Here is a 24,413-nt window from a genome sequence, read left to right as displayed (position 1 = left end):
GACTAACAGTTATTGGCCCATTGGCAGCAATAATTTCTTTAATTTTTCTTTTAGAGTAGTCATTATTTTATAGAATGATTTCTAAAAGCTTGAAGAAGTGCATAAAAGCCAAAGAGAATCATAGGAAGAGATAATGCCATTCCATAGGTAAATCCAGTGGAATAAAAGAGGGCAGAAAACCACTCTGGGTCTTCTTGAGGAACACGAAAAATTTCTGAAATGCTACGCGCTATTCCATAACCTAAAATAAATATTCCAGTTGCTGTTCCAGGGCGTTTTAATACTTTAAAAGCAAAAACAGCAATAGCCAATATGATGAAAAGAAGAAATCCTTCCATCAACGCTTCATAAAGTTGACTTGGATGGCGTGGTAGATATTGGGGATCATAGTTAAAGCAAATAGCCCAAGGAACGGTAGTAACATTACCCCATAATTCTTGGTTAATGAAGTTGCACACCCGCACAATGCCGATACCAACGGGGGCACCTACAGCAATTGTATCAAACATTGCCCAAATGTTAATGCTATTTTTACGAGCAAACCAGATCATTGCAATGGTGGTACCAATAAGGCCGCCATGAAAAGACATTCCTCCAGTCCACACTGCAATAATGGCGCTTGGATGGTTAAAATAATAAGCAGGATCCCACACAAGCACTTGTCCTAAACGACCACCAACAACAATACCTATAGTAGCCCAAATAACAAAATCACCTATTTTATGTTGATCCATGGGAGGTTGGTTTGCGTGCCACAAGAATTTTTTTGCCAATAATTTTTGCGCATACCACCAAGAAAAAAGAATGCCTACAACATAACCAAGCCCATACCAGTGTAGCGCTATGGGACCTAAATGGATAATAACAGGATCAAGAAAGGTAGGGAAATTAATAGCAGGACAAAAAGGAAAGTCGTTCATCAGGAAGCGCTTTACATCTATGAAATTATAGGTTGTTAAAACATGACAGATGAACACACGATGGTCAAGGCAAGAAGAGAATAGATCGCTATTGTTTATAGATGTAAGGGGAGGATAGAAAAATTACGATGGATTTTATAAAAGAAACAAATACAATATCTATATGTTATAAAATGCACTATAATGCACACATAATTGACTAAAATTAAGGAAAAATTTCATGCATGATGGACCCAACCGTATTCTTGACGAATTAGCAAAATTAATGACAGATGCAGCTGGTGCTGCGCAAGGTGTACGGCATGAAGCTGAAACAATTTTTCGTTCGCAAGCTGAGAAGATAGTCAATAAGCTTAATCTTGTTTCACGTGAGGAATTTGAAGTAGTTAAGGAAATGGTGCTTAAAGCGCGTGCGGAAAACGCTGATTTGGCAAAACGTCTTGATGATTTAGAAAAATAGAGTCCGTGACGGACACTAAAATTAGTTTTAGTATAAAAATTGTATTCTCAAAAAAATAATCCCCAATTTTTCAACATTATGCACGAAGCTAAAAAATGCTTAATTCTGAATCTGTTAAGGAAAATCGTTAATTTATTGTTGGATTCGTTTTTTATAAAAAAGCATTTTTTTGAATCAGGGGGCTAGCACTATGAGATTGTATCAATACACTGAAATAGCTTGATGATTCGTTTTATCTTTATCAGGCTATTATATACCATGGGAAATATCACCTGTTGTATTTCTAGGTATCGTATATTGTCTACGTTTTACTGTGTATTTTGTTTGGTGTAAGGGCTTAATTGTAACAAATGTTATTACAATTGTAAGCATTTTGCGCTGTATTGATAACATTCTTGATTATTTTGAGGGTTAATGATGAGGCTTGCCTTTAGCGCCGCAGAAAGAGAAGAGCATCCAGTCGATTTTATCGAACAGATTGCCTATAGGTATGACTGGTCTTTTGAGCGGAGTGCAGAAGATGAAATTAATGTTTGCGTAGAAGGAAAACGAGCTAATTATCGTCTTGCTTTTTCATGGATGGAAGAACAAGAAGCTCTTCATTTAGCTTGTGCGTTTGATCTTTCTATTGAAAGTACTCGAACGGAGGAAATGCACCGCTTATTATTGGCAATTAATGAAAAGTTGTTACTAGGGCATTTTGATTATTGGCAAGGAGACAATTCAGTTATTTATCGGCAAGGTCTTCTTTTAGCTGGTGGGGTGCATCCATCTCATGTACAAGTTGAAACATTGTTGGTCCATGCGCTTAAAGTTTGTGAAAGTCATTATACTGCTTTTCAAATGGTAGCTTGGATGGGTGAAAGTGCTTATAAAGCATTACAATATGCTTTATTTGAAACTGTAGGAAACGCTTAAAATCATTCAATAAATTTATTTTCTGATTAATTCTTGATCAAAGTTTTTTTTGTATATTTTATAGGGGAATGTCAATAATAGCACGCAAGCCTCCTAATGGGCTGTCGTCTAATTGAATATTCCCCCGTGGCTACGCGCAATATCTTGGGCAATGGCAAGACCAAGACCTGTTCCACTTGCATCTTGATTACGCGCTTTATCAAGTCTAAAAAATGGTTTAAATACTTCTGTACGCATGTTTTTATGAATGCCCGGTCCATTATCATCAATAATAATAATAAGCGATTCTTGTTGGGATGTAGCTGTTAGTTTGATGGTGTTTGCATAATGAAATGCATTTGACACAAGGTTGCTAATCAAACGCGTAAAAGCATGAGGGCGTACTTGTATCTGTTTAGGGCCTTCAATTGTGTAAGAGAATTGACATTTATGAAGATGAGCTTCGGTAGAGAATTTTTGCATCAGGGCATTTAAATCAAGAGAACTAACATTTTCACCGTTTTCTCCACGTGCAAAAGCAAGATAATCTTCTAGCATATTTTGCATGTCGCTAACGTCTTGCTCGAGCGGGCTAATATCAAAGTCTGTACTTGCTAAGGCTAGTTGGAGCTTAAAACGTGTAAGAATGGTTCTTAAATCATGGCTTACACCTGAAAGCATCATAGTGCGTTGATCAATTTGGCGTTCAATGCGTTCACGCATGCGTAGAAAGGCGATACCAGCACGGCGCACCTCATCAGCTCCTTGTGGTTGAAAATCTTTTGGTAGGGGACGTCCCCGTCCAAAACTTTCAGCTGCTTCAGCAAGTTGTTGGATCGGTTTGATTTGATTACGTAAGAAGTAAATGGCTATCAGTAATAAAACAAGAGCCGTTCCTACCATCCAGCTTAAGAAGATACCGGTATTGGAAGCATAAGCTTGACTGCGCACAGCAAAGACGCGCAAAATACTGTTATCAAGACGGATACGGATTTCGACAAGATTAGAATCGCCTACTGTATCAATCCAGAAGGGGCGGTTAATTTGATGAGTGATTTCTTCACTAAGAAAATAGTCAAGAATTGCAAAAAATGGTTTAGGACCAGGAGGGGGCAGGGGATCAGGGGGTAAGATAGAAATATTTAATCCCATACGCTGCTGTGCAATGCGTTTGATATCTTCATAGTTATGTTGTTGCGGATATGTTTCAATTATATCAATAATGGCAGAGATATCGTGGACAATAGCAGTTGAGAGACGCTCAGTTACCATTTGCCAGTGACGCTCCATAAAGACATAGGCAATTACTGTTTGCAAGAGCACCATGGGAGCAATAATAATAATCAAAGAGCGGGCATAAAGACGTTTAGGCATTTGCCTCGTTAGCCACTGAGCAAATTGTCTTGCGAGTTTAATCATTACTTACGTCTATTCAATTGAGAGTTTATAACCGACCCCTCGCACAGTTTGAAGCCATATAGGGGTTGCTGGGTCTTTTTCGATTTTGCGACGTAAACGATTAATTTGTACGTCAATAGCACGTTCACTTATCTCGCTATCACCTGTTGCGAATTTATGACGTGGAATTGTATTACCTGCATGTTCGGCAAAAATAACCATCATTTCTTGTTCTTTATCTGTTAGTTTGATGACTTCTCCCCCTTTTTTCAGTTCACGTCGTGAAATTGAAAACATATAAGGCCCAAAAACAATTTGTTCGATTTTGGACTGGTTAGGTGAGAAACCACGCCGTAAAATGGCATTAATGCGAAGTAAAAGTTCACGAGGATTAAATGGCTTGGATAGATAATCATCTGCTCCTGCTTCTAACCCATGGATACGATTATCTGTTTCTGATAAAGCCGTTAACATTAAGATGGGGACATTTTTGTTTGGCGTAATGAAAGGGTAAGATCAATGCCATTTTCACCAGGCATCATAACATCAACAATGAGAAGGTCAAAATCTAGGCTTGCAAGTTGACGCCTGGCTTCATCAGCATTAGCAGAAACTGAAACACGAAATCCGTTTTTAATAAGAAATTGAGATAAGAGGCTACGAATACGCGTGTCATCATCAATAACAAGGAGATGAGGTGCATCATCACATAAAACGTGAACATGGTCGGTCATTATTTAAAACCTTGACGAAAATCCAGTTTCCAATAAGATCCAGTCTACATAAGTTGCATCAAGCTGTCGAGCACGCAATTTTTGATTTTATAAATGTATGAAACTGTTATTTAATTGATAAATATTTCTTTAAAAGGGGTACTATGAGTAATCTGAGCGCACATATTATTCCAGTTACATCTTTCCAACAAAATTGTACTTTGCTTTTTGATAGTAAAAGTAAAAAGGGGGTTTTAGTTGATCCAGGTGGTGACTGGCCTAAAATCCAAGCAACAATTCAAGAAATAAGTGTTAGCATTGAAGCTATTTGGATAACACATGGTCATGTTGATCATGTAGGAGCAGCGATGCAAGCTAAAGAGGAACTTAATGTTAAAATCATTGGTTCACATCGTGGTGATAAACCAATTATGGAAGACGTGATCGAAAGAGCAAAAGTCTATCGCATGGCTGATGTGCGTATTTGTGTGCCTGATCAATGGTTGGAAGATGGTGATAGCCTTGATTGTGCTGGACATGTGTTTGATGTTTTGCATATCCCTGGTCACACCCCTGGGCATGTTATTTATTTCAATAAAAAAGAGCGCTTGGCTTTAGTGGGTGATGTTCTCTTTCGTGGTTCTATTGGACGTACTGATTTCCCATTATCTTCTCATGAGGCATTGATGACATCCATTAAAGAAAAAGTTTTACCCTTAGGTGATGATGTCAGCTTTATTTCTGGTCATGGATCAGGAAGCACAATAGGTTATGAACGCCGCTTCAATTCTTTTCTTCAAGGAATTTAATGGCAAATATATGAAAACCCCGCTTTTAAACGAGGTTTTTTCAGTATTACTTAAGGTTATTGTAATGGAGCATGACAGAAATGGTCTAAACCGTCGTAACCACGAAAGGTACCGGTTCTAGGATTAAATGAGCGGTATTTTTTTGTACAATATTGAAGCCATTGTGATGTCCATGGTTGTTGGTAGGCGGGGTTATAGGTTACTGGTGGATGCACTTGGTAAATTACTTGAGATTGGGGTATTTCTTGATAGATCACCTGATTTTGAGGGTATGGGGCTTGATAGATAATTTGTGGCTGCGCAGGTTTTGTTAAAACATTGCCAAGAATTGCACCTGTAGCAAGGCCTAGAACACCTGCTGCTAAAGCATCATTTGTGTTATTAGGACGATTCACATGATATTGATGAACATGGTTTTGTGTAGTGTGTTCGTAATGATAAGAGTAACGTGTTGGATTTTTGTGATGAATATGCTGCTGCTCGCGATGATATTGAGTGTGGTGTTGAGGGATGCTGTTTACATTGTGCTGAACGTACACATAATCATTACGAGCAGATGCTGCGGTTAATGGTGTGGAGATGGTTGCAGTTGATATTGCTGATAATACTACTAATTTAGTCAATTTGTTCATAACATACTCCCTTTATGAATTTATATTATTCATACTTTATATGCATTAAGCTGAATGTAACCTGAACGGTTTTTAATTTTTTAATAGAACGAATAAAGAAGCCATTTAGTTGAGAATAAATTATAAAATAACAAAATAACATTATGCTAAAAATCTGATTACACAGAACATATTATATTAAATTAACACATAAAACGTCAGTATTTGAAGTTTTATTTTTTACTACAGTAGTCAAACTTTATATCGAATATACTTTGTACATCATATAATCTAGAAATGTCTGACTCTTAGACAAGAGTAATGTAATAAAAATATCAATGCTAATATTATTAAAGTTAATAAAATTAAAACCCTTATTATTGTTTTAAAACTTTACTTGTCTGTTTAAGGTATAGAGTGTTTTTATGTCATTGCTTTTTAAACGATAGGCAATAAAAACTATGCCCTATACTATATAAATTAGTATATTAAGGTAGCTTTTGATATATGAAAAGCTCTCTCTTGATTGGTTTTTTGCTTATTTCAAAATTGGGAAATAGTTCTTTTATCATTTTGTGATATTTATAACTCATCAAAAGTTGATAAGTTTTTTAAAGCAAAAGATATTTGAAAAAATTTTATTCGCACAATCCACCTTCTTATATCATTTTTTCATTTTAAAATGGTTTTAAAAGATTAAGTCTTTTTATTTTACTATGAATTATAAAAACAAAAAAATACAATTTTTTGATTATGGATTTAGCGCTTACTGATGTTTTGGAAGACCATTTTTTGTAAAGCGTTTCCGTTTTCTAGTTGTATGAGAGTCATTTTTAGAAATACTAGCAGTTGAAGAGACTTTAGCTTCCTTTATTACTTTCTTATCAAGAGCTTTTTTATGCAGCTTTTTTTCTATTGGATGCTTTTCTAAAAGACCGACATCCATAGTAGGGCCCATATGGTCAAGATCAGGTTTGGAGAAAAGGCTTGATTGTATCGTGGCCTCATTAGTGGAATGTTCACTATTATCATGTGTTAAGGGGTCATCAGCAATTGTTAATTCTATTTTCTGTAGCCGTTTGATTTCATCACGAAGTCGAGCTGCTTCTTCAAAGTTAAGATTGGCAGCCGCTTCACGCATTGATTTTTCGAGATGCTGAATATGGTTGGCTAAATTATTATCAACTTTATTATTTTGTGCGATAAAATCAGGAATATCTGCATGATGATTATTTTCGTAAACTGAATTGAGGACATCACCGATATTTTTTTGGATACTGGTAGGGGTGATATGGTGCTCTTCATTATAGGCTATTTGTTTTTGTCGGCGTCGTGTTGTTTCTTGCAATGCTCGTTCTATGGAGTTGGTGATTGTATCCGCATAAAGAATAACATGGCCATCTACATTACGCGCAGCTCGCCCAATTGTTTGAATAAGAGAGGTTTCTGAGCGTAAAAATCCTTCTTTGTCAGCATCTAAAATGGCAACAAAGCCGCATTCTGGAATGTCTAATCCTTCTCGCAGTAAGTTAATGCCAATTAAAACATCAAAAGTACCAAGTCGTAGGTCACGAAGAATTTCAATACGCTCTAATGTATCAATGTCAGAATGCATATAGCGTACACGAATGTTGTGTTCATGGAGATATTCTGTCAAATCTTCAGCCATACGTTTGGTTAGAACAGTTACTAATGTACGATAGCCTTTTTTAATTGTTTTGCGAATTTCATTCATAACGTCATCGACTTGTATGCGTGCTGGGCGCACTTGTGTTAGTGGGTCAATGAGCCCTGTTGGACGAATGATTTGTTCGACAAAAACGCCGCATGTTTGTTCTATTTCCCAACGTCCAGGTGTTGCAGAAACGGCAATTGTTTGTGGGCGCATAGCATCCCATTCCTCAAAGCGTAAAGGACGGTTGTCCATACAAGAGGGTAGGCGAAATCCATATTCAGCCAGGGTTGCTTTTCTTCGAAAGTCACCCCGATACATCCCACCAATTTGGGGGATAGTTACATGGCTTTCATCAATAAAAATAAGAGCATTGTTGGGAATATATTCGAACATGGTTGGGGGTGGTTCACCAGGATTACGGCCCGTTAGATAGCGGGAGTAATTTTCAATTCCAGAACAAGAACCAGTCGTCTCTAACATTTCTAGATCAAATATTGTGCGCTGTTCTAAACGTTGCGCTTCTAAAAGGCGACCAACAGAATTTAATTCATCAAGGCGTTGGGCTAATTCCATTTTGATTGCTTTTATTGCTTGATTTAATGTTGGTCGTGGTGTGACATAGTGTGAATTTGCATAAATTTTAATAGATTGAAGATCCCCCGTTTTTTGTCCTGTTAAAGGATCAAATTCAGTAATTGTTTCAATTTCATCACCAAATAGTGAGATCCTCCAAGCACGATCTTCAAGGTGAGAAGGAAATATTTCGATCGTATCACCTCTCACACGAAAAGAACCGCGCGTAAAATTTATATCTTGTCGACGATATTGTTGAGTAACTAAATCAGCTAATAATTGCCGTTGATTTAACTTATCACCTTTTTGCATTTGAAAGGTCATGGCGGTGTAAGTTTCTACTGAACCAATTCCATAGATACAGGATACAGATGCAACGATAATGACATCATCGCGTTCAAGTACAGCACGTGTTGCAGCGTGGCGCATACGATCAATTTGTTCATTAATAGAAGATTCTTTTTCGATATAAGTGTCAGAGCGTGCAACATAGGCTTCTGGTTGGTAATAATCATAATAAGAAACAAAATATTCGACAGCATTTTTGGGAAAGAAGCTTTTGAATTCTCCATAAAGTTGCGCAGCTAAAGTTTTATTTGGCGCCAGAATTAGAGCAGGGCGTTGTGTTTCTTCAATAATTTTAGCCATTGTGTAAGTTTTTCCTGAACCGGTAATGCCTAAAAGTACTTGAGTACGCTCATTTCGCTCAACGCCCTCAACCAAAGCTTTAATTGCTGCTGGTTGATCTCCTGCAGGTTCAAAAGGTGTGTTTATTTGGAATGGAATTCCACCTTCAGATTTTTCAGGGCGAATGGGGCGATGAGGTGTCCATACTGTACCATTTTTAAAAAGGGGATTGTCCGAAGCAATAAGCGTAGAAAGAGCTTCAACTGTTGCTGTAACACCAGTTTTTGTTGCATTGTGAGATGTAAAATCACTTGCAGCTTTAAAGGAAATATCAGACTCTATTACTGGGTTAGAACTAGTAACAGAAGGTTGTTTAGCAATTGCAGTATGGCCTGTTTTTATCTTACAGGATGTTTTATTAGATTTCGGGGCAGGTCTTTTAGGTTTTTGGTACGACATTATAGAAACATTTTATGGGTTTTTATCGTAAGAGATAAGGTAAAAAAGGCTTTAATGTTATCATCAGCTTTGCATTCTACCTAATTATGGAGAGGTTTTTAGCACTTTTAGTTTGATAACACTAGAGTTGCTTGTACCTATTGTTTATTTGTTGTGGGTGATAGTTTTATGTAGTTTTTTATGATTACGCTACTTAACTAATAGCTATTGTCTTTGATAGAAATGTAGTTAGCTTAGAAAAATTAGACCAGTATAGCCATTAAAGTGGGATGAATGGTAAAAATGTACGGTGTTGGGATTTTTAAATTCACTCAACTGTTATCAATAATGATGGTAGGTAGTTGAAGATGATGGTATCGTATATGTATAATAGAGCTCATTTCCATTTTTAAATGATAAATAACGAGATGATACCCAACCGGTTCGTGAGTCATAATTAATTTGGCACCAGTTATTTCTACAGCTATAGACGGTTATTAAGTGTCCTGCAGGAATGAAACCTCGAAGTGCGTAATGAATACTTGGTCCTGCTCTAAGATTAAGATTTCTTGTTACAATTGCGTTTGTGGCTTGGCTTGCGGTTGTGGTCAGGAAAAAAAAGCCGAACACAAAAAAAACAATCATTTTTTTCATTATTGACCTCATAGGATTTTTATATAGTTCCATTCTTCTTAGTTTTACATAATGTCTTTTTTGTTTAAGTTAATGATAAGATAGAAAAATATAATTGTTCCTTTGAAGTGTCCTATCATTATAGGTGTTATGGGTGAGTATTTAAGCCGAAAATGTAAATTTATCGAAAAGAATCCCAATATGCTATTTATTGTTTTTATTTTTTTATATGGAAAACGAGGTTTTTGTCCTATATAATAAGAAAGTTGTAATGCTCGGGTTCCAAAAGCAATTTTGGAAGCCGTTTTTGTATTTTTATAAGGCCTTCTGTGTAAAAGAAAGGGACGGATCATGGAAAAAGTTCCAATGACTACAACCGGTTTTGAAAATCTCAAAGAAGAGTTGCGTTGGCGCCAACAGCAGGAACGTCCACGGATTATTGAAGCAATTTCTGAAGCACGTGCGCATGGTGATCTGTCGGAAAATGCTGAATATCACGCCGCTAAGGAAGCGCAAAGTCATAATGAAGGGCGTATAAACGAACTTGAAGATTACATTGCACGAGCAGAAGTTATAGATGTTTCTCGCCTTTCAGGTGATAGAATTAAATTTGGGGCTACTATAAAACTTTTGAATGAAGATACTGAAGAAAAAAAGGTTTACCAGATCGTTGGTGATCAAGAAGCTGATGTGAAAACTGGTAAAATTTCTATTTCTTCACCTATTGCACGTGCACTTATTGGTAAGCAAGAGGGGGATGTTATTGAAGTCAATGCTCCAGGTGGAGCGCATAATTATGAAATTATTAAGATTCAATATATCTAAATTTTATGTATGTGTCTTTGAAAGAGACTGATATTATTGTTCCTCATTTTAAAAAACGTATGTCAGGGGTAACGTCTACAATTATTCAACTTATTCCATTGCAACGAAAACAGGGGATACGTATATCTACTTTGGGATGGGGATTGCCGCAAAGTTTGCCAGCTCTTTCTTTTAGAGATCTTTTTGGGCTTTGGAAAAATCCAGTAAGCAAGCCATTTCGTATCTGGCATGCACGACGCAATATTGAGATGCTCTGTGGTATCTTTTTTCGCGATGTTTTGCGTATGAAGCTTAAACTCATTTTTACGTCGGCATCTCAGCGTCAGCATAAGCCTTTTACGAAATGGTTAATTCGTCGCATGGATAAAGTTATTGCTACCAGTGCGCGCACTGGAACTTATCTAGAAGTTCCTTATCAAGTTATTATGCATGGGGTGGACCTTGAGCGTTTTTTACCACCAAAAACTGTTAGTGATTGCTTTGTAGCAACAGGGCTACCAGGAAAATATGCAGTAGGGTGTTTTGGGCGTGTGCGCTATTTAAAGGGTACTGATTTATTTGTGGATGCAATGTTAAAATTATTGCCACACTATCCTGATTGGACAGCAATTATCGCTGGTCGTACTACAACACAACATTATAATTTTGAAAAAAAATTACGTCAAAAGATCGCTCATGCTGGTTTGAATGATCGCATTATTATTCTTGGTGAAGTATTAGATATAGCTTTATGGTACCGTCGTCTATCGCTTTATGTAGCACCTTCTCGTGCGGAAGGTTTTGGTTTAACACCACTAGAGGCGATGGCATCGCAAACAGCTGTAGTAACCAGTGATGCAGGTGTTTATGAAGAATTAGTAGTAGAAGGAACAGGAACAGTTGTTAAAGCAGGAGATGGATTAGCTTTAACTGCCGCAATTGAACCTTATTTTGCTGATTTAGAAAAAACATTGGCTACAGGGAAAAAGGCTTTAACTCATGTTTGCACTCATTTTCCTTTAGAAAGGGAAGCTGCTGCAATTGGGAGTGTTTATGAGATGATGTTTGAGGGAAAAACATTCTAAATATACTTCAAGGTCTTTAGAGTAATTATTTTGAAGAGAGAAAACGGATTTCTTGAAAGAAATGTCGTATACCGTTTTGCAAAATGATACCAAATATGTTCACTAGAACTTAATTGATTGTCCATATCAAGAGGAGTTGCATTGAGGTAAAGTATTAAATTCTTGTTGGGCGGAGTATAGTTAACAATAATTATTTCAGATTTTTGTTTTGTTACATTACTGTCAGTGAATTTTAAAAAACTGTTATTTTTTCTACAGTGTTCCATTTAAGGGTATAGGATAGTTCTTCTTTCGAAATGCAGGTTGTTAAAGCTTTTTGTATTGATTCAATACTAGAAATAGAAATAAGTTGTTAAATAACAAAGCTGTAAAAATTTTTGATATTAAATGTAACGTAATATAGAAAAAATCAGATTTACCAAAACTTTCCTATGTTGATGAACTGGTAGCCATTTATAAGTCATAACAAAGAAGTAATGCAGATCAGCTTTGGGCTGATAGAAAAGACCTGCAAAGCAGGGATATCACAAATCTTAGTCAATATAAGAAGTGTTGTACTCAATGTTTGGTTGTTTTTAATAACATTACCTTGCTTGTTGACAAATGTATCTTAGCCAGATGAAGCAGAAATTATAGCTAATGTTAAGCTTAACATTACTAATGTAGCTATCCATTTGAGGTTCTTTAAGGATTTTCCAATCAATTGGACTGAAGCTTAGTCTTAACGTGTGTGTTATTTATCTTTTTGTTTTGCTTGTGAGTTTCTTTTATTACAAAATTAAGCGTTAAGCATAAAAACTACTCACGCCAAAAAGTAGGGATAAAAAATACAAATATAGTTATAATTTCGAGGCGACCGGCTAGCATAAGAAAGCTCAAAATCCATAAAGCGTTATCATTAATCGTCATAAAATTACCAGAAGGACCAATAATTTCTCCAAAACCTGGGCCGATATTTGAAAGTGCCGTTAAAACGCCTGTAAAAGCAGAAGTGAAATCAAGCCCGGTGGTGAGTAAAAGTGTAGTGCCGATAAGAAGACAAAACATATACAGGCATACAAAAAGCAAAACGGATTGAGCAATATCATTAGATATATTCGAATGATCATAGCGAACTTTTACAACTGCATTAGGGGAAAGAAGTTTTGCCATATTTGTTTGTGCAATGCGCCAAAGAATAATTAAGCGGTTGATTTTTATACCACCAGAGGTAGAACCAGCGCACCCACCTGTAAAAGAAACAATGAAAAAAACACCAAAAGCAAAAGGTCCCCAAAGTTGATAATTTTCAGCACTGTAGCCGGTGGTGCTGATAATAGATACAAAGTGAAAAATCACATCAAGAAAAGCCCAATGAAAGGTAAGATGATCCTGAGATCGTAACCACACAGCTAAAGCAAAGCTGAAAAAGAAAACAATATTTAGGAAAACGATAACTTGTGGATCAATAGAGCGTTTTGATTGGCCAGGAAGCACTAGTTTTACATAAAGTACAAAGGGTAAAGCAGAAAGCAACATGAAAATTGTTGAAACAATCAGGATGGCTGGCTTATCAGAAAAATAACCAAATGAGGCATCGTGGGTTGAGAACCCGGCAGTTGCTATCGTACTCATTGCATGGTTGATGGCATCAAATAAGGTCATGCCAGCAGCAAAATAAGAGAGCATGCAAGCAAGCGTTAGTCCAATATAGGCAATGATAATTCCATTAGCGATTTGATTAATACGAGGCAATATTTTTTCGGATTTATCTGATGATTCCATGTGAAAAAGTTGTACTCCCCCAACACGAAGCGAAGGCAAAAGCAATAAAGCTAAACCAATAAAACCAATACCTCCTATCCAGCAGATGAGAGAACGCCATAGCAAAATGCTTCGTGAGAGATTATCAAGACCTGTGATTACAGTGGAACCTGTTGTTGTAATTCCAGAAACAGATTCAAAAATTGCTCCTGCTAAGGAAATTGGTAGAGGGGAAAGATACAGAGGGAGGGCCCCACTATACTACCTGTTAACCAAAGGCAAAGAGTCAGTGTGAAACCAAGGCGCGCTGAAAAACGGCAGCTAGCACCTCTGGTAGCTAAAAGAATCAGCGTTGCTAGCATGGTAGTTATAACACAAGAGTAAAGAAAAGCTGCCCAATTGTGGTTTCCATCACGCAAATCTGCAAGAGCAGGTAAAAGCATTGCTGCTCCCATGACTAATGCAAAACGTGCGCAGATATTGGTAATAAACTGAAAAATGACCGTTTCCTATCTCTTTTTTATTTTGTTTGTGGTTTTGTACTCATTAGTGTGTATATATTTGTGTAAGATGTAGTTTAATCTCTATAGTAAGCAAGCTATGATAAATTGGCAATCAACCTTTAGTAGACCTTGAAAAAAATACAGGTGAACCATAACTTGAATTGTAAGAGAAATATTTTAAAAAGGCTACATTTTTCATCATAATTTATAGATATAAAGAGGATAAAAGAGGAAGGGATTTTATGACAAAACCGCATATTCGCGTTCTTATTATTGGTTCGGGGCCAGCTGGTTATACAGCGGCAATCTATGCGGCAAGAGCAATGCTTAAACCTGTTTTGGTTACAGGAGTGCAGCAGGGTGGGCAGTTGACAATTACAACTGATGTTGAAAACTACCCAGGTTTTTCTGATTCAATTCAGGGGCCATGGTTGATGGAACAAATGGCAAAACAAGCTGAGCATATGGGTACGGAAATTGTTTATGACAGTATTATAAAAGCTGATTTATCGAAACGTCCTTTTACTTTATATGGGGATTCAGGAACACAATATTGTTGTGATGCATTGATTATTGCAACAGGAGCACAAGCTCGCTGGCTTGGTTTGGAAAGCGAACAAACTTTTATGGGCGGTGGTGTTTCTGCTTGTGCTACTTGTGATGGTTTTTTTTATCGTGATAAAGATGTTATTGTTGTGGGTGGTGGAAATACAGCTGTTGAAGAAGCACTTTATTTATCACACTTGGCTAAAAGTGTTAGTATAGTTCACCGGAGAGATCATTTTCGTGCGGAAAAAATTTTGCAAGATAGATTATTTTCTCGTGATAATGTGCGTATTATTTGGGATCATGTAGTAGAAGAAATTGTCGGTTTACCAGCTAATTCATCAATGGGTGCTGTTGTGACAGGAGCACGTCTTAAAAATATTAAAACAGGTCAAGAACTTAAAGTGGATGCAGACGGGATATTTATTGCTATCGGGCATGAACCTGCTGTTTCTTTGTTTGAAGGACAATTGAAACAAAAACCAGGTGGCTATTTATGGACAGCACCAGATTCAACAGCTACAAGCATTTCTGGCGTTTTTGCTGCAGGGGATGTAGCAGATGATGTATTTCGTCAAGCTGTGACTGCTGCAGGAAGGGGATGTATGGCTGCGTTAGAGGCAGAACGGTTTTTAGATTTACAGACATAAGTGTTTTTAAAACAGCAGTTATTTAATTAGTAAAAAAGATTAGAGAAAAATTGTGACTTCACCATTGGATTGGGATAAATTGAGAGTTTTTCATGCTGCAGCAGAAGCAGGCTCTTTTACGCATGCAGCTGAAAAGCTTCATTTGTCTCAATCAGCAATTTCACGACAAGTCGCTGCTTTAGAACAGGATGTTGGTGTTCCCTTGTTTCAACGCCATGCGCGTGGTTTAATTTTAACAGAGCAGGGTGAAATTCTCTACCGTACCGCTTATGATGTGTTAATGAAGCTTGAAAATGCGCGTTCACAATTAAATGAAAGCAGCAAAAAACCAACAGGGCGTTTACGTGTTACATCAACTTTTGGAATGGGGGCAGGTTGGCTTGCAAAGCGTGCGCATGAATTTCTTAGTCTTTATCCCGATATGCAAATACAACTCTTGCTTGATGATAAAGAGATTGATTTAACAATACGTTATGCAGATTGTGCAGTTCGCTTACGTCAACCCCAACAACCTGGTCTTATACAAAGAAAATTATTTACGGTTCATATGCATGTTTATGCTTCAGTAAATTATATTGCAACCTATGGGAAGCCAGAGAAATTATCTGAACTAGATTCACATCGTATTATTTCATTTGGTGAACCTGTCCCCTCTTATTTGTCTGGTTTGAATTGGCTGGAAAAAGCAGGGAGAAGTGATGGCTCTTTGCGTGTTTCAGCCTTACAAATTAATAATATTATTTCGATCAAGAATGCACTTATGCGTGATTTTGGTATTGCTGTGCTTCCCGATTATATCGTGAATAACAATGAGCAGCTTGTACGTCTTTTTCCTGATATGGTTGATATCCCTTCCTTTGATACCTTCTTTTGCTATCCTGATGCTTTGAAAAATTCGGCAAAGCTCAATGCTTTTCGAGATTATATTTTTCTAAAAGCTCGGAAATGGTCTTTTTAATAGGGTAATTTAAAAAAAACTATTGGGCAATTAAAATAAAAAAGCTTTAATAAGCTATGTTTAGTGTACAGCAGCGCACTTTAAGTTTTTATTATGCTTCATTTTTTATAAAATGCTATAAATCTATTACTTCTAAGTTATATCTACTTCTATTACGTTTTTTGGGTGTTTTCCTGAGAAGGACTGTTAGATTGATTTCATCTCTACAAATCTAGCAAATTAGCCAAGTGTATATCCAGTTTTTGTTTTGAGACATGAAAAATGATTCAGAACTTTTAAAATAAACTGTTACAAAAGCGTTGGATACGCAAGCAAGCTTCTTCGAGTATTTTTTCTGATGTTGCATAGGAAATGCGAAATGCTGGCCCAAGCCCAAAGGCAGATCCTTGCACTACAGCAACAGATTCTGATTCTAGAAGCTCTGTTACAAAGTCTTCATCGTTTGTAATAATTTTCCCTCCGGGTGTTTTTTTGCCAATGAGATTTGCACAAGAAGGGTAGACATAAAAAGCACCTTCGGGCGTTGGGCAATTAATACCAGGAGCTTGATTAAGCATGGCAACGACAAGATCACGACGTGCTTGGAAAACACTTTTATTTTGAATAATGAAATCTTGTGGTCCATTAAGTGCTTCAACAGCTGCCCATTGTGAAATGGAGCTTGTACCAGATGTTTGTTGCCCCTGAATTATATCCATGGCTTTAATTAATTCTTGAGGGCCACCTGCATAACCAATTCGCCAGCCTGTCATTGCATAGGCTTTGGAAACACCGTTCATTGTTAATGTACGGTTATAAAGCTTTGGTTCTACTTGAGCTGGAGTAACAAAAGTAAAATCTCCATATGTTAGGTGTTCATATATATCGTCGGTGAGGATATAAATATGAGGGTATTTTACTAAAACGTCCGTTAGCTTTTTTAATTCGTCATATGTGTAAGCAGCTCCTGATGGATTTGAGGGAGAGTTAAAAATAAACCATTTGGTTTTAGGGGTGATAGCGGCTTCTAAATCTTGCGGTTGGAGTTTATAAGAGAATTCTGCTTTACTTTCTACAAAGACAGGGGTGCCATCATTGATAATAACCATTTCAGGATAACTCACCCAATAAGGAGAGGGAATAATGACTTCGTCTTCTTTATTCAGAGTTGCCATAAGCGCATTAAAAAGAATTTGTTTCCCGCCTGTACCGACAATGATTTGTTCTGGTGTATAATTAAGGTTATTTTCTCTTTTAAATTTTGCAGAAATTGCTTTACGCAATTCTGGAATACCAGATATAGGTGTATATTTTGTTTCTCCACGTTGAATGGCTTCAATAGCAGCTTTTTTAACATTGTCTGGGGTATCAAAATCTGGTTCTCCAGCGCTTAAGGAAACGATATCACGGCCTAAGTCTTTTAAATTACGCGCTTTTTGAGCAACAGCAATTGTTGCAGAAGGTTTGATGTAAGAAAGCTTATCAGCAATAAAAGCCATAATTAAAATCCTTAATGATTTAAGCGAGTGATTGTTTTATTAATAGATACTCCAATAAAGATTATGTCGTAAGCAATAAAAAACTACAAGAAAACTCTTAGAAAATTTTATTTTAAGCACAGATTATATAATTTTATTTTGAAATTTTAGAAGAATGTCTAAAAAGCGAACGCGAAGAAAGTCTTCTTTTGTTTGGAATAATACAGACGTTTATTTTGAATTTTTCTGATAAAATAGTGCTATCATTTACAAGAGAGAGAAAAATTTATACTTGAAATTTTTCTAGTTAATTTTCCATATTTTTTATTATTTCTCTTAAGGATTTTCCCAAAAAATTATGGAAAATTATGAGCAGATTTTAAGATAGATACAAAAATGTTGAAAATAGTTGTTATTTTATTGGGGTAAAATATTTTATACAAAATAAAAATCTCGCCTATGAAGACGAGATTTTAAAAAACAAAATAAACTTGAAGTTAAAGAACTGCGAGATTTCCAGCAGCAAGTTTTCCTGAACGACGATCCTGAACAACTTCATACGAAATTTTCTGCCCTTCATTAAGGTTACTCAAACCAGAGCGTTCAACAGCAGAAATATGTACGAATACATCTGCACTCCCATCATTAGGTTGGATAAAACCAAAACCTTTTGTTGTATTAAACCACTTAACTGTTCCTGTAGAAGACATAGGAAACTCCTTATATAAATAATTATCATATATTGAAGCTAAAAGCTTTCAATATGGCTTTAAATCGAAATTATAGGCAGGAGAAGTTTTGTCAAAAATGCGTATTGCACAGGAAAAAAGTCACGTAACCGAAAATCCGATCGCGATAATGATAAAAGACTTTTGAATAATAAACAAGTCTAATCACTATCTTTATGCAAAGAAAAGGTCAGTAAAGAAGTAAGAGACGTTAGTTTTATAGATGTAGTTCAAATCTTAAGCAAAATAGCTTTGTAGGGGGCGCACTTCCAAAGGGCTGGATTTGAGTGCTTCAATGGCTTGTACTGCGGCTTCAGCTCCAGCTATTGTTGTGTAATAGGGTACTTTTTGCATGAGTGTTGCTTGGCGCAGAGATTTAGAGTCTGAAATGGCACTGGCCGTATTTGTTGTATTGAAAATCAATTGGATTTGCCGGTTACGAATGGCATCTTCAATATGAGGGTGGCCTTCTAACACTTTATTAATTTTTTGGGCTTTAATACCGTGAAGATCAAGAAATTTTTGTGTTCCATTTGTCGCTAAAACAGAAAAACCAAGCTCAGTTAAACGTTTGGCACACTTGAGGATACGTTTTTTATCTTCATCTCTTACGGAAACAAATACAGTCCCCTCATATGGAAGATCAACACCAGCCCCAAGTTGTGCTTTAGCAAAAGCAAGTGCAAATTCGTAATCGATTCCCATAACCTCTCCAGTTGAACGCATTTCTGGACCAAGCAGTGTATCTACACCAGGAAAACGATCGAAAGGAAAGACTGCTTCTTTGACGGCAATATGCGGTTTTTGTAATGTAGAAGGTAATCCGCCGTAAGCTTGAAGTGCACTGTGAAGTTTTTCTCCCGCCATAATACGTGCAGCAATTTTAGCAATTGGTCGGCCAATGGTTTTTGCAACAAATGGAACAGTACGCGAAGCACGGGGATTGGCTTCTAAAACATAAATCACTCCATCTTTGATAGCATATTGTACATTCATTAAGCCCACAACATGAAGTGCTTGTGCTAAAGCTTTGGTTTGGCGTTCTAATTCAAGGACCAATTCAGGTGAAAGTGTGTTTACAGGTAAAGAACAAGCGGAATCGCCAGAATGGATACCTGCTTCTTCAATATGTTCCATAATACCAACGACCAGTGTTTCCTCACCATCGCACAGACAATCAACATCAACTTCAATAGCTTGTGTTAGATAGGTATCAAATAAAAGTGGGTTTTTACTAAGTAATGTGTTGATCTGCTTTGTTGTATCATTAGGGTAACAGGCTTTGAGATCTTCGGAAATTAATTCGGGAACTGTTTCAAGCAAATAATTTTGCAAGCTGCGTTCATCGCGGATAATTTGCATGGCACGTCCGCCTAAAACATAAGAAGGGCGTACAACTAATGGAAACCCTAGGTCATGAGCAATAAGATGCGCTTGTTCAATTGAATGGGCAATGCCATTTTTGGGTTGTTTTAAGTTAAGCTTGAATAATAATTGTTGAAAGCGATCTCTATCTTCTGCCAGATCAATAGCATCAGGTGAAGTACCTAAAATGGGAATGTTATTTTTTTCTAACGCACTTGCTAATTTCAACGGTGTTTGTCCGCCAAATTGAACGATAACTCCAATCACCTCACCTTTTTTCTGTTCTGTTTCTAAAACAGCTAAAACATCTTCTATTGTTAAAGGTTCAAAATAAAGGCGGTCAGATGTATCGTAGTCAGTCGAAACAGTTTCGGGATTGCAATTAATCATGATGGCTTCAAAGCCTGCATCACGCAAGGCAAAAGCAGCGTGGCAACAACAATAGTCAAATTCAATTCCCTGGCCGATGCGGTTTGGACCACCACCCAAAATAACAATTTTTTTACGTTGAGAAACGTGTGCTTCTGAACATGTTACCCCTGCAAAAGGTGTTTCATAGGTTGAATACATATAAGCTGTAGGTGAAGCAAATTCAGCAGCACAAGTATCAATCCGTTTAAACACATGTTTAACATTAAGCGATTTACGTAAAGTAGCAATATTGTCTGGCTCTTGCCCTGTAAGGTTAGCTAAACGTGCATCTGAAAAGCCCATGGCTTTTAACATACGTAGATTGTCTGCATCTTGAGGAAGACCATGAGTGCGAATACGCTGTTCCATTTCAACGATAGAAGCTATTTGTTCTAAAAACCATGGATCAATTTTACTTATTTGGTGGATTTCATTTAAAGGTAACCCCATGCGCATTGCTTGAGCCACATAACGTAGACGATTAGGGCTTGGTATTGCGATAGCTGAACGTATAGAATTATTTTCATCACCTTCAGCATGTTCAGGAAGCTCAATTTCATCAAGGCCGGTAAGACCTGTTTCAAGTCCACGGAGTGCCTTTTGCAATGATTCTTGAAAAGTACGGCCAATTGCCATGACTTCCCCAACAGATTTCATTGCAGTGGTTAAGACAGATGATGAACCAGGAAATTTTTCAAAAGCAAAACGAGGGATTTTGGTGACAATATAATCGATAGAGGGTTCAAATGACGCTGGTGTTATACCACCCGTAATATCGTTTTTTAATTCATCAAGTGTATAACCAACCGCTAATTTTGCTGCCACCTTGGCAATTGGAAAACCTGTTGCTTTTGAAGCAAGTGCTGAAGAACGTGAAACACGAGGGTTCATTTCAATAACAACTAAACGGCCATTTTCAGGATTGACAGCAAACTGCACATTAGCCCCACCAGTCTCGACACCAATTTCACGCAATACAGCAATTGAGGCATTGCGCATGATTTGGTATTCTTTATCGGTTAAAGTAAGAGCAGGGGCAACGGTAATAGAATCACCAGTGTGGACACCCATAGGGTCAATATTTTCAATGGAACAAACGATAATACAGTTATCTTGTTTATCGCGGACGATTTCCATTTCATATTCTTTCCACCCCAAAACACTTTCTTCAATCAGAACTTCCGTTGTGGGAGACGCTTCAAGGCCACGTTCAATAATTTCATAAAATTCAGAGCGGTTGTAAGCGATACCACCACCTGTGCCACCAAGCGTGAATGAAGGGCGAATGATAACTGGAAGCCCAATAATATCAAGAGCTTGAACTGCTTTTGCTGTGGCATGTGCTATATAACGTTGTTTACGATCGGCTTCTGTATGATACCAATCATGATCAAGTTTCTCTAATGCCTGCTCAAGTGCATCACCGGAAAGTTCAGTTTTCGGTTCATTACGTCTTTTTTCGTATAGTCGACGATCTTCTTCTTTAAGTTCAGTTGCATTGGCTAACATAGAACGCGGTGTTTCTAAACCAATCTTTGCCATTGATTTGCGAAATAAAGCACGATCTTCGGCTTTATCAATAACGTCAGCATTAGCTCCAATCATTTCAACATTATAGCGGTCTAAGATTCCCATGCGCTTTAATGATAAAGCTGTATTGAGTGCTGTCTGTCCTCCCATGGTAGGTAAAAGAGCGTCTGGGCGTTCATAAGCGATAATTTTGGCGACTACTTCTGGAGTGATGGGTTCAATATAAGTTGCATTAGCTAAATCTGGATCAGTCATAATGGTGGCAGGATTAGAATTGACTAGAATAATTCGGTAGCCTTCTTCCTTTAAAGCTTTACAAGCTTGTGTGCCTGAATAGTCAAATTCACATGCCTGGCCAATAATAATAGGTCCTGCTCCAATGATAAGAATAGATTTTATATCTGTACGTTTTGGCATGTTTTTTCCTATCACAAATTTCTGTGCGCAGTTGTGGCAGGCAGAATATTGAAAAATTTTAAGGCTAAACTCACTTTATAGGTTAATAAACGAGGAAAGTAATCCATAAAATGCTTTTTCCATGCTTTTTTTATAAAAATTGGAAATCAATATTTTCTTCTTTGTTGCTGATAAACTTTATATAGCTATGAAAGTATGTTTTTTGATAAAAGAGACAATAGTGTATTAGCAAAAAGCACGTTCTAATCAATGTATTGAAGATTGGTGTGTTTGATAAGATATAAACAGCTGTTGATCATAAATAGAATTTAGACAGATAGAAATTAAGCTGTTTGTGTACAAAAATAACTGAAGCATACTTATGTGCTGATTATCTTTATTAAATTTTTGGATGATGATTTTGATTGTGTTCCCTTTGGTGATGACCTTCAAAATAGAGCTCTCTTTTAAACATGGGTAATGAATGCTCAACATTGCTAGAAAGATACTTGGCTGCAATTTTCTGCTGATATAACACATGTTAGCAAGAACTTATGTTGATATTTATAGATTGCATCTTTGCTATTGGTTTTATCACTATTTGGCTGATTATAAGTTTTTATTTTAATGGTGTATTCCAAACTGAATAGTGATGCCTAAAATCGCACACTGCGCTATTTTCTAAGCTCATGTTATTTATGTATGGATTTGATTTATTTTTTAAAGAAATAACCTGCATAAATATGCAATAGGTTTATAGCACTTTTAATATTCCTTGTATGGATAGAATTACAAGGGTTGTTACATTAAGATTTTGATTGATTTAACCAACTAAAAAAGATTTTTCAAAAGTGATGGAATACTAAACGTGGCAGCAAAATTAATGATAATGTTTTGAAAAAAACATACATGTCTACAGAGTTTTGAAATTTATTCAAATTTCTTACGTGGTGAATAGTTTAGACATGGTTATAAAATTTAGTAATAAATAAATATTATATTATATTTTTTGATGTTTTCCGTAACCTTTTTTTATTTTGTTATTGTTATATATGAAACTCGAGTTATGTTTTTGGGCGGCTCTAAAAATAAGTAAGATCTAAAAACATAGGCAAAGAAATATGCATGCTGTAAAAGATCAAAAGCTCGATCCAAAATTTATCCGTCGTGGGCTCATTTTAGTTTTTATTACTCTGTTATTGGATATTATTGGTATTGCGATTATTAGTCCTGTTTTGCCTGAATATCTTCATCATTTGACTGGAGAGGATCTTAGTAAAGTTTCCATAAATGGGGGGGTGTTGCTGGCAGTCTATTCAGTAATGCAATTTTTATTTGCTCCCTTGATTGGTAATCTTTCTGACCGTTATGGTCGGCGTCCTGTTTTGCTTATCTCTATTATAAGTTTTGCTATTGATAATTTTATATGCGCTATAGCATGGAGTTATTCTATGTTGTTTATTGGGCGTCTTTTATCGGGGATAAGTGGTGCTAGCTTTGCAACTTGTTCAGCTTATTTAGCAGATATATCAGATGATAAAACTCGTACACGTAATTTTGGTATGATAGGAATGGCATTTGGGGTAGGATTTATTATAGGCTCCCTTATTGGTGGCTTTTTGGGCCAATTTGAGTTGCGCTTGCCTTTTTATTTTGCAGCTGCTTGTTCATTTGTTAATTTTATTTTTGCATGGTTTATGCTTCCAGAAACTCTTGCTATGCATGATAGGCGCCGTTTTGATATTAAGCGTGCTAATCCTTTAGGTGCACTTTTGCAACTTAGACAATATCCAACAGTTATTTGGGTGTTGTTAGCATTTTTTCTTTATTGGCTTGCAGAAGCTGTATGGCCGAGCGTTTGGGCATTTATTGCTAAAGAACGCTATGATTGGAACACATTTTCTATTGGATTGTCTTATAGTGTTTTTGGTGTAGGCCAGATTTTTGTGATGGTTCTCATTTTACCATATCTTTCTAAGCGCTGGAGCGATTGGCGCATGACTATGGTAGGACTCCTTTTTTCATTGATTGCTATGCTTGGCTATATGTTTGCGGCGCAAGGGTGGATGGTTTATGTTGTTTTTGTGTGTACAGTGCTTGAATATCTTGTTCATGCACCTATACGTTCTATTGCTGCAGCACAAGTACCAGCTAATGCACAAGGGGAATTACAAGGGGCAATGACATCTATTACTTCGTTAAGTTTGATAATTGGGCCCATTTTTTATACATTTCTCTTCGAACAATTTACACATAAAGATGCGGCATTTCATTTTTCTGGTGCACCTTTTGCCGGGAGTTTCTGTGTGCTTTTTTTAGCAATTTTAGTGTTTGCTTTCTGGGTAAGACAGTCTCTAAAAAAGCTTCCTGGAGATATTTTACCAAAATAATTCAATAAAATATAACTCCTATGCTCTATGAGTGAATCTAACTATTTTGTTATTTCAAGAGCTGGTGTATTTGAATACAATAAAATGCACCAA

Annotated in this window: 16 protein-coding genes and 2 pseudogenes; 8 read left to right on the top strand and 10 right to left on the bottom strand. The window is 36.7% G+C overall.

Annotated features, from left to right (window positions below; translation table 11 throughout):
* Positions 1 to 62 precede the first annotated feature (62 nt).
* Positions 63 to 920 (bottom strand): prolipoprotein diacylglyceryl transferase, encoded by an 858-nt coding sequence (gene lgt, locus BscR1v2_RS05180; protein ID WP_078689983.1) that lies wholly within the window; start codon positions 918 to 920, stop codon positions 63 to 65.
* 220 nt (positions 921 to 1,140) lie between these two features.
* Between lgt and BscR1v2_RS05175 the strand changes: the two genes are divergently transcribed.
* Both BscR1v2_RS05175 and BscR1v2_RS05170 read left to right on the top strand, forming a co-directional pair.
* Positions 1,141 to 1,380 carry an accessory factor UbiK family protein gene (locus BscR1v2_RS05175; RefSeq protein WP_010704056.1) on the top strand — a complete coding sequence of 80 codons (240 nt, stop codon included), beginning with the start codon at positions 1,141 to 1,143 and terminating at the stop codon, positions 1,378 to 1,380.
* Positions 1,381 to 1,797: 417 nt separating this feature from the next.
* Positions 1,798 to 2,298: a type III secretion system chaperone family protein gene (locus BscR1v2_RS05170; RefSeq protein ID WP_078689982.1), complete on the top strand. Its 501-nt coding sequence runs from the start codon at positions 1,798 to 1,800 to the stop codon at positions 2,296 to 2,298.
* Positions 2,299 to 2,406: 108 nt separating this feature from the next.
* Here BscR1v2_RS05170 and BscR1v2_RS05165 read toward each other — a convergent pair whose 3' ends face one another.
* Positions 2,407 to 3,696 carry an ATP-binding protein gene (locus tag BscR1v2_RS05165; protein ID WP_418214926.1) on the bottom strand — a complete coding sequence of 430 codons (1,290 nt, stop codon included), beginning with the start codon at positions 3,694 to 3,696 and terminating at the stop codon, positions 2,407 to 2,409.
* A gap of 9 nt (positions 3,697 to 3,705) precedes the next feature.
* Positions 3,706 to 4,409 (bottom strand): annotated as a pseudogene (locus BscR1v2_RS05160) (response regulator).
* A 143-nt stretch (positions 4,410 to 4,552) separates the two neighbouring features.
* On the opposite strand from BscR1v2_RS05160, the gene BscR1v2_RS05155 reads away from it, so the two are divergent.
* Complete coding sequence (locus BscR1v2_RS05155; protein WP_078689981.1) at positions 4,553 to 5,197, top strand: MBL fold metallo-hydrolase; 645 nt, start codon at positions 4,553 to 4,555, stop codon at positions 5,195 to 5,197.
* Between the two features lie 56 nt (positions 5,198 to 5,253).
* Here the strand turns inward: BscR1v2_RS05155 and BscR1v2_RS05150 are convergent, their stop codons facing one another.
* The 3 genes from BscR1v2_RS05150 to BscR1v2_RS05140 all read right to left on the bottom strand — a co-directional run bounded on the left by BscR1v2_RS05150 (position 5,254) and on the right by BscR1v2_RS05140 (position 9,766).
* A complete protein-coding gene (locus BscR1v2_RS05150; protein WP_078689980.1) occupies positions 5,254 to 5,829 on the bottom strand; it encodes a BA14K family protein in 576 nt (191 codons plus the stop codon).
* Between the two features lie 745 nt (positions 5,830 to 6,574).
* Entirely contained in the window at positions 6,575 to 9,085 is a 2,511-nt protein-coding gene (gene uvrB / locus BscR1v2_RS05145) for an excinuclease ABC subunit UvrB (RefSeq protein ID WP_418214942.1), read from the bottom strand.
* Between the two features lie 378 nt (positions 9,086 to 9,463).
* Positions 9,464 to 9,766 carry an SH3 domain-containing protein gene (locus BscR1v2_RS05140; protein WP_418214941.1) on the bottom strand — a complete coding sequence of 101 codons (303 nt, stop codon included), beginning with the start codon at positions 9,764 to 9,766 and terminating at the stop codon, positions 9,464 to 9,466.
* Between the two features lie 339 nt (positions 9,767 to 10,105).
* Between BscR1v2_RS05140 and greA the strand changes: the two genes are divergently transcribed.
* A complete protein-coding gene (greA, locus tag BscR1v2_RS05130) occupies positions 10,106 to 10,579 on the top strand; it encodes a transcription elongation factor GreA (protein WP_007476805.1) in 474 nt (157 codons plus the stop codon).
* A gap of 5 nt (positions 10,580 to 10,584) precedes the next feature.
* The gene (locus BscR1v2_RS05125) at positions 10,585 to 11,643 is read left to right on the top strand and encodes a glycosyltransferase family 4 protein (RefSeq protein ID WP_078689976.1); all 1,059 of its coding nucleotides are present in this window, start codon (positions 10,585 to 10,587) and stop codon (positions 11,641 to 11,643) included.
* A gap of 798 nt (positions 11,644 to 12,441) precedes the next feature.
* Here the strand turns inward: BscR1v2_RS05125 and BscR1v2_RS05115 are convergent.
* Positions 12,442 to 13,829 (bottom strand): annotated as a pseudogene (locus BscR1v2_RS05115) (TrkH family potassium uptake protein).
* A 302-nt stretch (positions 13,830 to 14,131) separates the two neighbouring features.
* Between BscR1v2_RS05115 and trxB the strand changes: the two are divergent.
* On the top strand, positions 14,132 to 15,085 hold the full coding sequence (gene trxB, locus BscR1v2_RS05110; RefSeq protein WP_078689974.1) for a thioredoxin-disulfide reductase: 954 nt from the start codon (positions 14,132 to 14,134) through the stop codon (positions 15,083 to 15,085).
* Positions 15,086 to 15,137: 52 nt separating this feature from the next.
* Positions 15,138 to 16,043 carry a LysR family transcriptional regulator gene (locus BscR1v2_RS05105; protein ID WP_010704045.1) on the top strand — a complete coding sequence of 302 codons (906 nt, stop codon included), beginning with the start codon at positions 15,138 to 15,140 and terminating at the stop codon, positions 16,041 to 16,043.
* A gap of 275 nt (positions 16,044 to 16,318) precedes the next feature.
* Here BscR1v2_RS05105 and BscR1v2_RS05100 read toward each other — a convergent pair whose 3' ends face one another.
* From BscR1v2_RS05100 to carB, 3 genes are all read right to left on the bottom strand, one after another.
* Entirely contained in the window at positions 16,319 to 17,521 is a 1,203-nt protein-coding gene (locus BscR1v2_RS05100) for a pyridoxal phosphate-dependent aminotransferase (RefSeq protein WP_078689973.1), read from the bottom strand.
* Between the two features lie 476 nt (positions 17,522 to 17,997).
* Positions 17,998 to 18,210 (bottom strand): cold-shock protein, encoded by a 213-nt coding sequence (locus BscR1v2_RS05095; RefSeq protein WP_007476813.1) that lies wholly within the window; start codon positions 18,208 to 18,210, stop codon positions 17,998 to 18,000.
* Between the two features lie 255 nt (positions 18,211 to 18,465).
* A complete protein-coding gene (gene carB / locus BscR1v2_RS05090; RefSeq protein ID WP_078689972.1) occupies positions 18,466 to 21,951 on the bottom strand; it encodes a carbamoyl-phosphate synthase large subunit in 3,486 nt (1,161 codons plus the stop codon).
* 1,100 nt (positions 21,952 to 23,051) lie between these two features.
* Between carB and BscR1v2_RS05085 the strand changes: the two genes are divergently transcribed.
* Entirely contained in the window at positions 23,052 to 24,320 is a 1,269-nt protein-coding gene (locus tag BscR1v2_RS05085) for a TCR/Tet family MFS transporter (RefSeq protein WP_078689971.1), read from the top strand.
* The last annotated feature ends 93 nt before the right edge of the window (positions 24,321 to 24,413 follow it).

It is taken from the genome of Bartonella schoenbuchensis R1 (assembly GCF_002022685.1).
GTDB lineage: Bacteria > Pseudomonadota > Alphaproteobacteria > Rhizobiales > Rhizobiaceae > Bartonella > Bartonella schoenbuchensis.
This window is presented reverse-complemented; position numbering and strand designations above follow the sequence as displayed.